This window comes from Frankia sp. AgPm24, assembly GCF_023243055.1.
Lineage (GTDB): Bacteria > Actinomycetota > Actinomycetes > Frankiales > Frankiaceae > Frankia > Frankia umida.
Genome location: NZ_JALKFW010000002.1, coordinates 146154 through 161907, shown reverse-complemented (window position 1 = coordinate 161907; position 15754 = coordinate 146154). Strand labels below are relative to the sequence as shown.

Here is a 15754-nt window from a genome sequence, read left to right as displayed (position 1 = left end):
GGACCGGGGAAGAACCATGCTACGAGCGCACCGAAAACGCACGTCGTGCGTTCGACGATCTCACGATGATCGATCGGACAGGCGATCGATGCGGGTGCGAAAAGTGTGGACCTAGGTGGACTTGAACCACCGGCCTCTTCCTTATCAGGGAAGCGCTCTAACCGACTGAGCTATAGGTCCGGACAACGACTGCAACCATACAGGACGGCGGCGCCGGGGTGGGTACCGGCGCCGCCCCGATCGCGCTACTGGTCGCTGAGGGTCACTTCGATACCGCCGATCATCTCGGCGCAGAGGTTGTAGAGCAGGGCACCGAGGGTGGTCAGGGCGGTCATCAGGATCACGTTGATCGCGCCGATGAGCAGGCTGATCTCCATGGCCCGACCGAACGACAGCCAGCCCCGCACGTCACCCGCGCTGCTGTCGGTGAGGGTGTCGGCCGCGTCGGTGACGCTGTCGAACACGCCGATCGAGTTCAGCACGAACCAGAGCACCGCGACGGCGACGAGCAGGACGACGAAGACACACAGCGAGAAGGCGAAGCTCAGCCGGGTCACCGTGATCGGGTTGACCTTGGACAGGCGCAGCTTCGCGCGTCGGCCGGCTCCCGGTGGGCGGGAGCCGCCACCGGAACCGCCTCCGCTGGGCCTGGTGCCCTCACCGCCGCGGGCAGCACTGCCCGGTCGGTCTCCGGGGGCGGTGTCGAACTGGCGGGCCAGCGCGTCGGGCGGGGTAGCGGTCATCGGACGGCCGGGACCGGCGGTGCCGGTGCGGGTGCCAGCGGCCGGGGTGCTCGTTGGTGCGGGGCCAGCGGTGGCCGCGGGGCCCGCACCGGTGCCTGGTCGTCCGTGCACGGTCGTCGCGGCGGACGCGGCGGGCGTCGCGGCCTGCACACGCGGCGGTGCGGCCGGCCGGACACCGTCAGGAGCGGCCCCGCGCGGCGGCGTGGCGCGGGTGCTGTCGGGCTTCGTGGCACGGCTCCTCGTCGTGGATGGCGGGCGGACCAGGGACATCGTGTCGTTGTCCCTGGTCCGTTCGGCCGGGGGCTCGGTACGGGCGCTGGGCAGGCCCGCGGTGGACCGGTCGATGCCGCCAGCGGGCGTCGACGCGGGGGACCTCGCGGGCGACGATACGGCGCCCGCCTCGAGTTTGCGGGTTGCCGAGGCCGAGGCCGCCCCCGAACTCACCCTGCCCGCGGATGACGTGCCCGCGGACGAGCTTCCCGGCGACGACTTGCCTGGTGACGACGTTCCCGCACCCGATGCTCCCGCGCCAGAGGCCCGAGCGGGCGGTGACTGGCGGGTGGTCGCCGCCGCGCTGGCGTTCGGCGGCTCCGCCTCGCCCCGGCTCGGGTTGCTCGCCCATGAACCGCCCTGGTCTCCCAGGCTGTCGGAGTCGTCCGTCGCCGACCGTCCCGACCGCTGGAAGAACGGGCTCGCGCTGGCTGACTCCGCCGCGCGGGACGCACCGGTTCGACCGGAGTCACCGTTACCGGCGCCCCCCGTGCTCCCCTGACCCCCCGTGCTCCCCTGACCCCCGGCGCCACCGGTGTCCGTGTCCCCGGAACGAGCGGGGCCCTCGGAACGAGCGGTTCGGCTGGAGCCCTCGGCGCCGGTGCCCCTCGCCAGGCCGCCCGATGACGGTCCAGAGTCGCCCGTCACAGGCATCACCATCGTCTCGCCGTCCCCGTCAGCCGTCCCACCACCACCACCGGACGCGCCACGACCGGGGCCGGCATCCTTCGAACCAGCACGATCGGAGCCGGCGGAGGCAGCGCCGCGCTGGGCGCCCGGCCGGTCAGGCCGGTCATCCTGACTGTCGCTCACGGACCACTCCCGGTTCGCTTCCGGGCGACGCACGCCGCTCGTGCGCCTGCCCCTGCCACGCGACCGCATCGCGCGGTGCCACCTGGACGCGTTGCCGGGGCCGGCACCGCGACGCGGACGGCCGCTGCCCGGCGTCGAGCTCCACGGTCCGGGACTCAGCCGTCCTGGGCCGGGGCACCGTCGCTGGCGTCGGTGTCCTCCGCATCAGCATTACGCGCCACCCCGACGACCTGCACACCGGATTCCAGATCGATGAGGCGCACGCCCATCGTCTGGCGCTGCGCTCGGCGGACGTCCTGGGCAACAGTGCGCAACACACCCCCGTTGGACGCGATCGCGTAGAGCTGGTCGTCCGGTTCGACGACCAGTGCGCCGACGAGCCCGCCGCGGGTCGAGACGATCTTAGCGGTGAGCACACCCTTGCCGCCGCGGCCCTGCACCGGATACTCGGCCAGCGGCGTCCGCTTGGCGTAGCCGCCGGAGGTCGCGACCAACAGGTCGGCGGTGCTGTCGGGGACGACGACGTCCATGGACAGCAGTTCGTCCTCGGCGTCGAAGCGCATGCCGATCACACCGGAGGTGGCCCGGCCCATCGGGCGAAGCTGGTCGTCGTCGGCGTGGAAGCGGATCGACTGGGCGTTGCGGCTGACCAGCAGCAGGTCGTCGCCGGGGGCGACCAGGCGGGCGGCGATCAGCTCGTCGTCGTCGCGCAGGTTGATCGCCACCAGGCCGCCGGCCCGGTTGGAGTCGAAATCGCGCAGCGAGGTCTTCTTGCACAGGCCACGCTTGGTGGCGAGCACCAGGTACGGCGACACCTCGTAGTCCTGCAGAGCGATGACCTCGGCGATCCGCTCGTCCTGGCCGAAGGCGAGGATGTTCGCGACGTGCTGCCCCTTGGCCGAGCGGGCCTGCTCGGGCAGTTCGTGCGCCTTCGCCCGGTACACCCGTCCCTTGTTCGTGAAGAACAACAGCCAGTGGTGGGTGGTGGTGACGAAGAAGTGCTCGACGATGTCGTCCTCGCGCAGCGCCGCGCCCTGCACGCCCTTGCCACCGCGACGCTGCGAGCGGTACAGGTCGGTCTTGGTGCGCTTGGCGTAGCCGCCGCGGGTGACGGTGACGACGACGTCCTCGCGGGCGATCAGGTCCTCGATGGACATGTCGCCCTCGAACGGCACCAGCCGGGTGCGTCGCTCGTCGCCGAACTTCTCGACGACCTCGGCGAGCTCCTCGCCGATGATCTCCCGCTGGCGGGACGGTGAGGCGAGGATCGCCTCCAGCTCGGAGATCCGGGCCCGCAGCTCCGCGGCCTCGTCGATGATCCGCTGGCGTTCGAGGGCGGCCAGGCGGCGCAGCTGCATGTCCAGGATCGCGGTCGCCTGGATCTCCGAGAGCGTGAAACGCTCCATCAGCTGGCCGCGGGCGGCTTCCGCCGACTCGGCGTTGCGGATGAGGCTGATCACCTCGTCCAGATGGTCGAGCGCGATCAGCAGACCGTCCAGGACGTGCAGCCGCTCGCGGGCCTTGCGCAACTGGTAACGGGTGCGCCGGACGATGACGTCGACCTGGTGCTCGACGTAGTAGCGGATCATCTGGTCGAGGCGCAGCGTGCGCGGCACCCCGTCGACGATCGCCAGCATGTTGACGCCGAAGGTGTCCTGCAGCTGGGTGTGCTTGTACAGGTTGTTCAGCACGACCTTGGCGACGGCGTCCCGCTTGAGGTCGATGACCAGGCGCTGACCGATACGGGCCGAGGTCTCGTCGCGGACGTCCGAGATGCCGGTGACCTTGTTGTCGCGGACCAGTTCGGCGATCTTCTCGGCGAGGTTGTCCGGGTTCACCTGGTAGGGCAGCTCGGTGACGACGAGCTGGGTGCGGCTCTTGTTCTCCTCGACGTTGACGACCGCCCGCATCCGGATGCTGCCGCGGCCGGTGCGGTAGGCGTCCTCGATGCCGCTGCGGCCGACGATCAGGCCGGACGTGGGGAAGTCCGGGCCCTTGACCAGGCCGAGCAGCGCCTCGAGCAGTTCCTCGTCGGTCGCGTCGGGGTGGTCGAGCGCCCACTGCACACCGGCGGCGACCTCACGCAGGTTGTGCGGCGGGATGTTCGTCGCCATCCCGACCGCGATGCCGCCGGCCCCGTTGACCAGCAGGTTCGGGAACCGGCTGGGCAGGACCAGGGGCTCCTGCGAACGGCCGTCGTAGTTCGGCGCGAAGTCGACGGTCTCCTGGTCGATGTCGCGCAGCATCTCCATGGCCAGCGCGGCCATCCGGGCCTCGGTGTACCGCATGGCCGCGGGCGGGTCGTTGCCCGGCGAACCGAAGTTGCCGTTGCCGTCGACCAGCGGATACCGCAGCGACCAGCTCTGCGCGAGCCGGACGAGGGTGTCGTAGATCGCCGTGTCGCCGTGGGGGTGGTAGTTACCCATGACGTCCCCGACGACACGGGAACACTTGAAGTACCCGCGGTCAGGGCGGTAGCCGCCGTCGTACATGGCATACAGCACGCGACGGTGGACGGGCTTGAGCCCGTCCCGTACCTCGGGCAGCGCGCGTCCGACGATGACCGACATGGCGTAGTCGAGATACGACCGCTGCATCTCGACTTCGATGCCGATGGGTTCGATGCGGTCAGCGGGGGGTGGCGGCAGGACGTCGACCACGGGGTCCTTCCAGGGCAAGAGGGATCAGTCGTCAGGGGGACGGGCAGCCGTCCCGGGGTGCGCTGGCTCAGATGTCCAGGAAACGCACGTCCTTGGCGTTGCGCTGGATGAAGCTGCGACGAGCGTCGACATCCTCGCCCATGAGCACGGAGAACAGTTCGTCGGCGACGGCCGCGTCGTCCAGGGTGACCTGCAGCAGGATGCGACGGTCCGGGTCCATGGTGGTGTCCCACAGCTCGGTCGCGTTCATCTCGCCGAGACCCTTGAACCGCTGGATGGCGTCCTTGGGCAGTTTGCGCCCGGCTTCCACCCCGCGCTGGAGCAGACCGTCGCGCTCGCGGTCGGAGTAGGCGTACTCCCAGTCCTCCCGACCCCACTTGATCTTGTAGAGGGGGGGTTGGGCCAGGAAGACGTGACCGGCCTCGACCAGCGGACGCATGAACCGGAACAGCAGAGTGAGCAGCAGCGTGCGGATGTGCTGACCGTCGACATCGGCGTCGGCCATCAGCACGATCTTGTGGTAGCGCAGCTTGGCGATGTCGAAGTCGTCGTGGATGCCGGTGCCCAGCGCCTGGATCAGCGCCTGGACCTCGGTGTTCTTCAGGACCCGGTCGATGCGGGCCTTCTCCACGTTGAGGATCTTCCCGCGCAGCGGCAGGATCGCCTGGAACTTGGAGTCCCGACCACCCTTGGCCGAGCCACCCGCCGAGTCACCCTCGACGATGTACAGCTCGCAGCGCTCCGGGTCGGTGTACTGGCAGTCCGACAGCTTGCCGGGCAGCCCTGTGCCACCGAGCAGACCCTTGCGCCGGGTGAGGTCCCGGGCCTGCCGGGCGGCGATCCGGGCCCGCTGCGCGTCGAGGGACTTGCTGACGATCGCCCGTGCCTCGGTCCGGTTCACCTCGAACCAGTCCTTGAGCGCCGAGTAGCACATCTCCTGGACGAACTTCTTCGCCTCGGTGTTACCGAGCTTGGTCTTCGTCTGCCCCTCGAACTGGGGCTGGGCGAGCTTCACCGAGATGATCGCCGTCAGGCCCTCGCGGATGTCGTCACCCGAGAGCCGCTCGTCGCCGCCGCGGGCCCCGGCCTTGACCGGCTTGAGCAGGTTCTGGTCCTTGGCGTAGGCGTTGACGGCGCTGGTCAGCGCGGCGCGGAAGCCCTCCTCGTGGGTGCCGCCCTCGTGCGTGTTGATCGTGTTCGCGAAGGTGTAGACCGACTCGGAGTAGCCGGCGTTCCACTGCATCGCGAGCTCGGCCTCGATGCCCGTGCCCTTGGACTCCAGCGAGATCACGCTGCGGTGGATCGCGTCCTTGGTGGCGTTGAGGTGGACGACGAAGTCGACCAGGCCGTTCTCGTAGCGGTAGGTGGACTGGAGCTCCTCCTCACCGCGCTGGTCGATCAGCGTGATCGACAGGCTCTTGTTGAGGAAGGCCATCTCCTGGAGCCGCCGGGAGAGCGTCTCGTACTTGTACTCGGTGGTCTCGAAGATCTCCGGGTCCGCCCAGAACGTGACGGACGTGCCGGTCTTCTTCGACGGACCGGTCTTGACCAGCGGCTTCGCCGGACGGCTGGCCACATACGGCTGGAACCAGACGTGCCCGTCCACCTGGATCTCGACGTCGAGCCGGGTGGACAGGGCGTTCACGACGCTGACACCGACGCCGTGCAGACCACCGGAGACCGCGTAGGACTGGCCGTCGAACTTGCCTCCCGCGTGCAGGGTGGTCAGCACCAGCTCGACCGTCGGCACCTTCTTCACCGGATGCATGCCGACCGGGATGCCACGGCCGTTGTCGACCACGCGGACGCCGCCGTCGGCCAGCAGGGTCACGGAGATCGTGTCGCAGTAACCGGCGAGCGCCTCGTCCACCGCGTTGTCGACCACCTCGTAGACGAGATGGTGCAGGCCACGCTCCCCGGTGGAGCCGATGTACATGCCCGGACGCTTGCGGACCGCGTCGAGACCTTCGAGAACCTTGATCGAACTAGCGTCGTAGGCCACGCTGCGGGTCCCCTCGTTCTGGGCGGAAGTATCCACCAGTCTACCTCGCGACCCGCTATGGCGGACGCAGGGTGACCCCTGACGCCGGCGCAGCGCCCCGAGCAAGGGGATGGTGAACTCCCCTACCCGACCGACGTCGTTCGGCCTTCCACGCCGTCACGAGGCCAGCCGACGCCCGATCGACGAGCGACTGGACGAGATCAACCGTAGGTGTCCCGGGGACCACGCCCGCCGGTCCGGATCGACCCGTGACGCCAGGACGGCGCCGTCGGCCCACGCACCGTGATCCGTTGGACGACCCGAGGGCCGAGCTCACGGTGCAGGATCGCGAGGATCTGCGGCGCCAGCATCCGCATCTGGGTGGCCCAGGCCGTCGACTCGGCGACCAGCTCCAACTGGCCATCACGCAGGGACACCGGGGTGCAGCGTTCGGCGATGTCCGGCCCCACGATGACGTCCCAGCGGCTGAGCACACTCGCGTCCGCCGCCTGCTCCCGCCAGCCACGCGAGGCGAGCAGCCGGCCGATCGCGGACCCGAACGCCAACGGCTCCCGCCACTGCCGCCCCGGCCGAGCGATCCCCGGCAGCTGCGCCAGCCGGGGCGGCTGGCCGTCGTCGTCCGCTCGACGCCGCCCACCGACACCGCCGCCGCCCTGGAAACGGCCTCCCGAGCCGCCGGGCAACGCCGCGCCCGTGACGCCGCCGGCCGCGTCACGGTCCTGGCCCGCCTGGCCGCCGCCGGCTCCGGACCGGTTCGGGTCCGGCGTCGGACGTCGGCCCCGGGCTCGATCCCGCGCGTCCTGCTTCGCCTGGGCGAGCACCTGCCGGGCGAGATCCGCCCCGCGCGCGGCGGCCGCCGCGGCCGCCGCCGGGGACACCTCGGACACCTCGGGCGGGTCAGCCGGCATGGCGCACCTGCGCGTCCAGAACCGTGTAGCGGGTACCGGCCAGTTCGACGGGCACGTCCTCCGCCACCGCGGCCGTCACCAGCACCTGTTCGGCGGGGGCGACCAGTTCGGCGAGCCGGGCCCGGCGTCGGGCGTCCAGCTCGGCGAAGACGTCGTCGAGCAGCAGGACCGGTTCGCGGTCATCGGCTCGCAGCAGTTCGAACGAGGCGAGCCGCAGCGCCAACGCCAGCGACCACGACTCACCATGGCTCGCGTAGCCGCGGGCGGGCCGGTCATTGATCGACAGCGCCAGATCGTCGCGGTGCGGTCCGACCAGGGTCATCCCGCGCTCGATCTCCCGGGAGCGGGCCGCGCCCAGAGCCTCGTGGATGGCCTGCGCCAGCCGAGCCCGGTCGCCACCGGCGGAACCGACCGTGGACGCGTCATCGCCGGGTGAGAGGGCGGCGCGGTAGTCGATGGAACTGGTGTACTCCAACGCGATCGGGACCTCGGCGCCGGCGACCGACCGGTAGGCGGTGGCCACCGCAGGCCGCAGCGCCTCGACCAGCGCCAGCCGGGCGGCGAGCACCTCGGCGCCGTGCGTGGCCAGGTAGCCGTCCCAGACGTCCAGGGTGCGCAGGTCACCCCGACCGCCGGAACGTCGGGCCGCGCCGGCCGTGCGCAGCAGCGTCGAACGTTGCCGGACCACCCGGTCGTAGTCGGCGAGCACCGCGGCCAGCCGCGGTGTGCGGGCGACCAGCAGTTCGTCGAGGAACTGCCGCCGTCCAGCCGGGTCACCCTTGACCAGCGCGAGATCCTCGGGTGCGAACAGGACCGTGCACAGCAGGCCCAGCACGTCGCGCGCCCGGGACACCGGTGCCCGGTTCAGCCTTGCCCGGTTCGCCCGTCCTGGAACGATCTCCAGCTCGACCAGCGCCGCCCGGTCGCCGCGCACGATCCGCGCCCGCACCACCGCCCGTGACGCACCGTCACGCACCAGGGCGGCATCGGCGGACACCCGATGGCTGGCCAGCGTCGCGACATAGCCGATCGCCTCGAGCAGGTTCGTCTTGCCCTGGCCGTTGCTGCCCACGAACGTGACAACCCCGGGACCCAGCGTCAGCTCCAGGGACGGGTACGACCGGAAATCGACGAGGGACAGATGGGTGAGATGCACGTCATCCGTTCAACCGGATCGGCATCAGCAGGTACCGGTAGTCGGGCAGTTCGCCGTTGTCGTCGGCGGCCAGCTTGCCCGTGAGGATCGCCGGCTTGCTCGCCGCGACGGTGGGATCGTCGGCGCTGGCGAAGCCGATCCGCACCACATCGGACTCCAGGGCGCCCAGCGCGTCCAGCAGGTACGACGGGTTGAACGCGACGGAGAGCTCCGGACCGTCATAGCTGACCGGCAGTGTCTCGGTGGCCTGCGCCTCACCGCCGGTGCCGGCCTCGAGCACCAGGTGATCCGGGGAGAACGACAGCTGCACCGGTGCCGTCTTCGCCGCGACCAGCGCCACCCGTCGGACGGCCTCCTGCAACGAGGCGATCTCCAGCTGGGCGATCAGCGGTGAACTGTCCGGCAGCAGCTTGCGAAACGGCGGGAACTGACCTTCGAGCAGCCGGGTGGTGGTCTGCCGGGTCGAACCCGCGAAGCCGGCCAGCGTCTCCCCGGACGGCCCGGCGCCCAGCGCGATGGACACCTCGACACCCGACCCGGACAGCGACTTGGCCGTGTCCAGCAGGGTGCGGGCCGGCACCAGCGCGACCGTGGCCGGGGCGCCGGCGAACTCGCTGGCCTCGCCGGCGGGACGCCACTTCAGCGTGCGCACGGCGAGGCGGTAGCGGTCGGTCGCGGCCAGGGTGAGGGAGTCGCCCTCGATCTCGATCCGCACACCGGTCAGGACCGGGAGGGTGTCGTCACGGCCGGCGGCGATCGCCACCTGCGCGACGGCCGCGGCGAAGGCGGAGCCCTCGATGTGCCCGGTGACCGGGGGCATCGCCGGCAGCGTCGGGTAGTCGTCCACCGGGAGCATCGGCAGCGCGAACCGGGCGTTCCCACAGGTCAGGACGAGCCTGGTGCCATCGACGGACAGGTCGACCGGAGCGGCGGGGAGGGCTCGGGTGATCTCGGCCAGCAGCTTGCCGTTGACGAGGCCGCGGCCCTCGTCCTCGACGGTGGCGTGCACCGTGCTCTGGGCGGCGACCTCGTAGTCGTAGGCCGCGACCTTGAGCAGCGGGCCGGTGGCGTCGAGCAGGAGTCCCGACAGCACCTGCAGCTGGGTGGTCGGCCGGCTCGGCAGCGTGCGGGCGGTCCAGGCGACCGCCTCGGTGAATTCGTCCCGTTCCACCCGGAACTTCATGGTTAGCCCCTCCTGTCGTTCCCACCGGCTCGTTCTCACCGGCGTTCGGAGTCGTTCCGTTGGGAACACCGATCAGCATCCCAGAGTGCCAGGCGCCACCGACGGGCGGCTGGTCCCAGCCCCAGGCGCTGGCAGGAGCCCGCGGCGGCGGACGGCCGACCTCCCCCCGGCCGCCTGATCGCGCTTTTGCTTCCTGATCAGAAGAAGCTTGATCGTCCAACGATCCGATCATGATCGTTCCAGATTCGCGATCTTGAAACGAGTTTTCCACATCCCCTAGTACTTGCAGTTCTTGATTTTTAAATTGGAGATCTTAAGAGCCGTCGTAGTAGGGGGTGTGGAAACTGGGGATAACTCGAGTTTTCGCAGGTCAGAGCCCCTGTAGGCCGGTGCAAAACCTGTGGGGGCCGCTGTGGATCGGCGCAGGAGATATCCACAGGCCGGGATCGCGTCCACAGGGACCACACTGTCCCTCCACACTGGATCCCCGAGTTATCCACAGTCTGTCCACGGCCGCTTCCACCGATTTAATCGCTTACTATCCACAACTTTTTCCACAAGCTGTGGGTGGACCACGCCGTGTTCCCACCGCATCCATCGGGCCGACCGGCCCACACCGGGCCCACGCCGGGCCCACGCCAAGCCATCACCGCGAGGCGCCCACCGCCGGACCACAGCCACCTCTCGCCAGCCACCTCTCGCCAGCCGGCTCCCGTCCTCATCCCCCGTCTGTGTCGGGTGATCCCTGGAGCGGGCTTGGCCGTGGGCCGGTGGCAGGCGAGGACGCCGCCCGCCCATCGGCAGCCGATCCTCTTCTCACGATCGAGCCCGACGTCGGCCCGCGGGAGATCCAGCCACTCGTCGTGGGACCCGCTGCCCTGTTTCTCCGATCGGGCGCGTTCCCTCGACGGAGACTCGTGTGGCGGAACCTGGCTCGGGGCCGGCCATGGAACTGAAAGCCGCATCAGCCACCGCAGGGCTGCGAGCCCGTCAGACATGCGGGCAGCCGACAGGGGCCCTGCCGCCGTCGACCTGGAACACCCCAGGGGACCCGTAGGTGGAATCAGGGCGGGAACCGCGGGCGGAATTCAGCACAGGCCCGCGGGAGAACCAGGGCGGACTGGTGGCTGGAATCAGAGCTGGCCGGCGGGTGGAACCCGCATGGCCGGCGAGCGGATCAGGGCTGGCGGGCCTGCAGACGGATACGGTTGGTCAGCTCGGTGACCTGGTTGTAGATGGCCCGTCGCTCGGCCATAAGGCCGCGGATCTTGCGATCGGCGTGCATCACCGTGGTGTGGTCACGGCCACCGAAATGCTGACCGATCTTGGGTAGGGAGAGGTCGGTGAGCTCGCGGCACAGGTACATGGCGATCTGCCGGGCGGTGACCAGGACACGGCTGCGGGAGGTGCCGCACAGGTCGTCCATGGAGACACCGAAATAGGCGGCCGTCGCGTTCATGATTTCGACGGCGGTGATGTCGGGGTTGCCGGCGTCAGGGATCAGGTCACGCAGAACGATCTCCGCGAGGGTGCGGTCGACCTGGGACTTGTTCAGGCTGGCGAACGCCGCGACCCGGATCAGGGCGCCCTCGAGCTCGCGGATGTTGCGCTCGATGTGGGTGGCGATGTACTCGAGGACGTCCGGCGGCACGGGAAGGCGTTCGGTGGCAGCCTTTTTCGACAGGATCGCGATGCGGGTCTCGAGGTCGGGCGGGGTGATGTCGGTCATCAGGCCCCACTCGAAACGGCTGCGCAGCCGGTCCTCGAGGGCGGAGAGCTGCTTGGGGGAACGGTCGGAGCTGATGACGATCTGCTTCTCGCCGTCGTGCAGGACGTTGAAGGTGTGGAAGAACTCCTCCTGCGTCCGCTCCTTGTTCTCCAGGAACTGGATGTCGTCGACGAGGAGAACGTCGACGTCACGGTAGCGGCGCTGGAATGCCTGCTGACGGTCGTCCCGAATCGAGTTGATGAAGTCGTTGGTGAACTCCTCCGAGCTCACGTACTTTACTCGGGTGTTCGGGTACAGCTTCAGGGCATAATGGCCGATCGCGTGCAGCAGGTGTGTCTTTCCGAGGCCGGAGTCACCATAGATGAAAAGCGGATTGTAGGCCTTGGCCGGTGCCTCGGCGACGGCGACCGCGGCGGCATGGGGAAAACGATTGCTGTCACCGATGACGAACGTCTCGAAAATGTAGCGTGGGTTGAGTCGGGCCTGGACCGGCTCGGCCTCCGTGGCGGGCGAGGGAGCCTCTCGGCCAAGGCCCGCACCCACGCGCATCGCGGGCATGCTCTCGGCCCGCCCATCGGTACCGCGGGAGTCCGTACCGCGGGAGTCCGTGCCGCGGGAGTCCGTGCCGGGAAAACCGGTGCCGCGGGCGTCCGTGCCGAAATAGCCCGTGCTGTGGGCGTCGGCCCCGCGGGCGTCCGCCGGCAGCGGATCGGCGCCGGCCGCCTCGGGGAAGGGCAGCTCGCCGTTGACCGGTGTGCTGCCTCTCGCGCCACCAGCGCCAGGGCCCTGGTGGCCACCGGAGGCCGGGAACGAGTCGCTCGCTGCGATCCCGCCGGGACTCACCGACGGGTCGGCGGCGCCAGCCCCGCCGGGGCGCACGATCCGGATCGGTCCGCTCATCGGTTCCGGATCGGGCAGGTGCTCGACCGTGACCGCGACCCTGATGTCACGTCCATAGGCTGTGGACAGGGCTGTGGACAGGAACGGGCGCAGCCGGGAGTCGAGCAGCTCCTTGGTGAACTCGTTCGGAGCGGCGAGCAGAGCCGTGTCCTGCACGAGGCCGAGCGGGCGGGTGAGGCGCAGCCAGGCCCGCTGCTGGGCGGACAGCGTGCCGTCCGCGACGCCGGAGACCGCCTGGCGCCAGACCGCGGCCAGATCCGGGTCACCCGCCGGCTCGTCCCCGAACGGCAGACCGGCGACGGAGTCGGCGCGGGAGTTGGACACGGGGGCTCCTCGGGCAGTTCGGTACGGTTGCGGGCGATACGGTCCCACGTGTGGGTGGGTTGGTCGGGCCGGCGACTGTGGTCCTGGTCCGGTGGTGACCGAGCGGCTTCATCCCGATGGTTCTCCACATCGTCGTCCACAACCTGTGCATGGCCGCGGTGGGGCACCCGGCGTGGCGCCGGCTGCCGGCATCGGGTGGGTCCCGGCGCTGCGGGCCGGCCCTCGGCCGCGGCGCCGCGCTGTGCTGGCGTTCGCCCTCTCCACAGGCGTTTCCACAGGTCAGGATGCCCGGCTCGCCGCCGGAGACGACCAGCACGAACCGAGCTGGTGTGGTCTGGCGCACGCCGACGAGTGTCCTGTCGTCTCTGGATCGTAAGGTGCGGGCTCACCCGCCGTGTCGGGGCCGTCGGTGTGGCGACGAATGTGCGCCGGTCCGGACACCGCCCGACCCCGGGTGACGCCGCGATGGCCCGCCGATCGGGGCGGCCACCGGGCCGGCGTGGGCGCGGGCATGTGTACGCTAGGTCGAACCGCGGTGTTAGACCGCTTCGTTTGTCGTGGGATGTGCCAGCGCGGCCGTGTGGAGTGGGGGCCGTGTGCAGCGGTCCGCCCCTCGGCCGCGAAGATCACCGCCCGCGTCCACCCTGCAGACGGAGTTCTCACGTGAGCAAGCGCACCTTCCAGCCGAACAACCGCCGGCGGGCCCGCACGCACGGGTTCCGTCTGCGGATGCGGACCCGCGCCGGTCGCTCGATCCTCTCCTCGCGTCGACGCAAGGGCCGCAGCGAACTCTCCGCCTGACGGCGGGTTCCTGTCGCAGCGCGACCGATCATGCTTCCCGTGGGTTCCCGCGTCCGGTCCAGGGCCGATCATGCCCTGGTCGGCTCCGCGGGCCGACGGGCACGCTCCGGTCCGCTGGTTGTCCACAGCGTGTGGACGGCCAGCGGAGAGCCGGCGCGAGCCGGATTCGTCGTCGGCCGTCGGGTGGGCAAGGCAGTCGTGCGCAACCAGGTGCGTCGCCGGCTGCGCGAACAGATGCGTACCCGACTTCGGTCGCTGCCGCCTGGCAGCATGATCGTCGTGCGCGCCCTTCCCGATGCCGCCACCGCCAGCTCCGACCGTCTCGGTCAGGCGCTGGACGACGCGCTCGCCCGGGCCGCACGCTCCACGGCCGGTCCCCGGCGGCCCGCCACCGGTGGAGATACCCGGTGACGGCGTGGCCGGTCGCCGCCATGGTGATCGCCGGGCTGATGGCCGCTGATCTGCTGCTGGCCAGTACTCCGGTCGAGCGCAGGCTGCCCCGGTTGGCCCGAACACCCGCCGGTGCGGTGCGCGGGCCGCTCGCGTGGACGCTTGGCTGGCTCGTCCGGTTCTACCGCGCGGCCTGGTCGGCGCGTAACGCCGGGATGTGTCGCTTCGAGCCGTCGTGCAGCGCCTACGCGCTCGCGGCCGTGCGTCGCCACGGTGGAGTGCGCGGCGGCCTGCTCGCCTGCGCCCGCCTGCTGCGGTGCCAGCCGTTGTCCGCCGGTGGTTACGACCCGGTTCCCGGTGCCGCGCAGGAGTCCGGCGGCGAGCGCGGGGTGCCTGGTGACCGGCCGGTGGGAACCATCGGGAGGTCGCGGCTCGTTCGCGACCCCAGGAGGGTTGAACCCGTGCGTGCGCTCGGTAACCGGGCGTGCCGTCCCGCGGGTGTGGACACCCGCCGAATGCGGGGACGCGGGCCGAGATCGTCAGTTCCGGTCGCGGACCGTGGGCGTGAGGAGTAGGAACGTTGCTGGACCCCCTTTACCATCTTGCCGCGAACGCGATTGTCTTCTTCCACAAGGGTTTTGGCCCGATCCTCGGCGAGAACAACTTCTTCGCCTGGGCCTTCTCGGTCGTCCTGCTGGTCGTCTGTGTGCGGCTGCTGATCTTCCCGCTGTTCGTCAAGCAGGTGAAGTCACAGCGCACGATGCAGATGATGCAGCCCCGGATCAAGGAGATCCGGGAGAAGTACGGGCACGACAAGCAGCGCATGCAGCAGGAGATCATGGCGCTGCAGCGGGAGCACGGCAATCCGCTGCTCGGCTGTCTGCCGATCGTGTTGCAGATCCCGCTGTTCATCGCGCTGTTCCACGTCTTCACCCACCTGGCACCGGTCGACGGGCAGTGGCGGCCGCGAGTCGGCCTGTCCGCGGACCAGGTGGAGCAGATCGCCTCGGCCAAGATCGGTGGGATCTCGCTTGCGAGCTCCTTCAACTCGGACTCCAAGCTGGTGGATCTGCTCCACATCAACACCACCAACGTCAGGGTGCTCGCGGTCATCCTGATCGTGCTGATGGGTCTCACGACCTACATGACCCAGCGGCAGATCATGGCCCGCAACGGCCCGGTCGACCCGCAGCAGGCCCTGGTCCAGAAGGTCCTGCTGTACGGCTCGCCGATCATGCTGGCGGTGTTCGGTTTCCGGTTCCCGATCGCCGTGCTGCTCTACTGGTTGACCACGAACCTGTGGAGCATGGGGCAGCAGTTCTTCGTCATCAAGAAGATGCCGCCGATCAAGCCGCTGTCCGCGAGTGGCCGTCCGGCCGGGGCTCGTCCGTCCACCGACGGCACGGCGGTCGCTGCGGCCCGGCCCGCACCCGGTGTGCGCGCCGGCGCCAAGTCGAAGAACCGGCCCAGGCCCGCGGCCGCCACGGCACCCAGCCTGACCAAGGGGTCCGCGGAGACGACCAGCGCGGCGGCGAAGTCGTCCACAGCCCCTCCCGGTACCCGTTCACGCAGCGGCGCGGCCCGTGCGGCGAAGAAACCGACCGAGGCGACAGCCGGTGCCTCCGGTGCGCCGGGCTCTGCCAGCTCTGCCAGCGCGGCCAGTTCCGCCGGCACGGGCACGGCAGCGGACGGTGGTTCGCAGCCGGCCGGCCAACCGAGTGCGGGTGCGGGTTCGAGCACGTCAGCGGACAGCACCAGCCGCACCGCGTCGGTGCCCGCCGGTGTCCGCCGGCAGGTCGGTGGATCCCGTCCGGCCAAAAAGCAGCGTGGCAAAGGCAAACGGCCCGGCGGGCGCCGTTGACCGTCGCTCCGTCC

General features: G+C 70.2%; 12 protein-coding genes and 1 tRNA gene. 5 read left to right on the top strand and 8 right to left on the bottom strand.

Features of this window, described 5'->3' with window-relative positions; genetic code table 11:
- Positions 1-106 precede the first annotated feature (106 nt).
- Positions 107-180, bottom strand: a tRNA-Ile gene (locus tag MXD61_RS01520).
- Between the two features lie 65 nt (positions 181-245).
- The gene (locus MXD61_RS01515) at positions 246-743 is read right to left on the bottom strand and encodes a DUF3566 domain-containing protein (protein ID WP_248811031.1); all 498 of its coding nucleotides are present in this window, start codon (positions 741-743) and stop codon (positions 246-248) included.
- Positions 744-768: 25 nt separating this feature from the next.
- Here MXD61_RS01515 and MXD61_RS01510 point away from each other — a divergent pair, with 25 nt between their 5' ends.
- The gene (locus MXD61_RS01510) at positions 769-1515 is read left to right on the top strand and encodes a hypothetical protein (RefSeq protein WP_248811030.1); all 747 of its coding nucleotides are present in this window, start codon (positions 769-771) and stop codon (positions 1513-1515) included.
- Positions 1516-1981: 466 nt separating this feature from the next.
- On the opposite strand, the gene gyrA is transcribed toward MXD61_RS01510, so the two are convergent.
- The 6 genes from gyrA to dnaA form a co-directional block, all read right to left on the bottom strand.
- Positions 1982-4486: a DNA gyrase subunit A gene (gyrA, locus tag MXD61_RS01505; RefSeq protein ID WP_248811028.1), complete on the bottom strand. Its 2505-nt coding sequence runs from the start codon at positions 4484-4486 to the stop codon at positions 1982-1984.
- Positions 4487-4553: 67 nt separating this feature from the next.
- Positions 4554-6488: a DNA topoisomerase (ATP-hydrolyzing) subunit B gene (gene gyrB, locus MXD61_RS01500; RefSeq protein ID WP_163549569.1), complete on the bottom strand. Its 1935-nt coding sequence runs from the start codon at positions 6486-6488 to the stop codon at positions 4554-4556.
- Positions 6489-6688: 200 nt separating this feature from the next.
- A complete protein-coding gene (locus MXD61_RS01495; RefSeq protein WP_248811026.1) occupies positions 6689-7396 on the bottom strand; it encodes a DUF721 domain-containing protein in 708 nt (235 codons plus the stop codon).
- On the bottom strand, positions 7386-8552 hold the full coding sequence (gene recF, locus MXD61_RS01490) for a DNA replication/repair protein RecF (RefSeq protein WP_248811024.1): 1167 nt from the start codon (positions 8550-8552) through the stop codon (positions 7386-7388). Before recF ends, MXD61_RS01495 begins: the two co-directional genes overlap by 11 nt.
- Before the next feature lies 1 nt (position 8553).
- The gene (gene dnaN, locus MXD61_RS01485; RefSeq protein ID WP_248811016.1) at positions 8554-9735 is read right to left on the bottom strand and encodes a DNA polymerase III subunit beta; all 1182 of its coding nucleotides are present in this window, start codon (positions 9733-9735) and stop codon (positions 8554-8556) included.
- A 1177-nt stretch (positions 9736-10912) separates the two neighbouring features.
- Positions 10913-12688: a chromosomal replication initiator protein DnaA gene (gene dnaA / locus MXD61_RS01480; RefSeq protein ID WP_248811013.1), complete on the bottom strand. Its 1776-nt coding sequence runs from the start codon at positions 12686-12688 to the stop codon at positions 10913-10915.
- Between the two features lie 663 nt (positions 12689-13351).
- On the opposite strand from dnaA, the gene rpmH reads away from it, so the two are divergent.
- Genes rpmH through yidC form a run of 4 tightly spaced genes read left to right on the top strand, consistent with a single transcriptional unit; the run spans position 13352 to position 15740 of the window.
- Complete coding sequence (rpmH, locus tag MXD61_RS01475) at positions 13352-13489, top strand: 50S ribosomal protein L34 (RefSeq protein ID WP_163549387.1); 138 nt, start codon at positions 13352-13354, stop codon at positions 13487-13489.
- Between the two features lie 30 nt (positions 13490-13519).
- Positions 13520-13900: a ribonuclease P protein component gene (gene rnpA, locus MXD61_RS01470; protein ID WP_248811011.1), complete on the top strand. Its 381-nt coding sequence runs from the start codon at positions 13520-13522 to the stop codon at positions 13898-13900.
- Positions 13897-14454: a membrane protein insertion efficiency factor YidD gene (gene yidD / locus MXD61_RS01465; protein WP_248811009.1), complete on the top strand. Its 558-nt coding sequence runs from the start codon at positions 13897-13899 to the stop codon at positions 14452-14454. Before rnpA ends, yidD begins: the two co-directional genes overlap by 4 nt.
- A 5-nt stretch (positions 14455-14459) precedes the next feature.
- Positions 14460-15740, top strand: coding sequence for a membrane protein insertase YidC (gene yidC, locus MXD61_RS01460; protein ID WP_248811007.1), 1281 nt, complete (start codon positions 14460-14462; stop codon positions 15738-15740).
- Positions 15741-15754 lie beyond the last annotated feature (14 nt).

Excerpts from the sequence above, each read along its gene's own strand:
- MXD61_RS01515 (WP_248811031.1), bottom strand. The coding sequence starts at position 743 with ATGACCGCTACCCCGCCCGACGCGCTGGCCCGCCAGTTCGACACCGCC.
- MXD61_RS01495 (WP_248811026.1), bottom strand. The coding sequence starts at position 7,396 with ATGCCGGCTGACCCGCCCGAGGTGTCCGAGGTGTCCCCGGCGGCGGCC.
- dnaN (WP_248811016.1), bottom strand. The coding sequence starts at position 9,735 with ATGAAGTTCCGGGTGGAACGGGACGAATTCACCGAGGCGGTCGCCTGG.
- rnpA (WP_248811011.1), top strand. The coding sequence starts at position 13,520 with ATGCTTCCCGTGGGTTCCCGCGTCCGGTCCAGGGCCGATCATGCCCTG.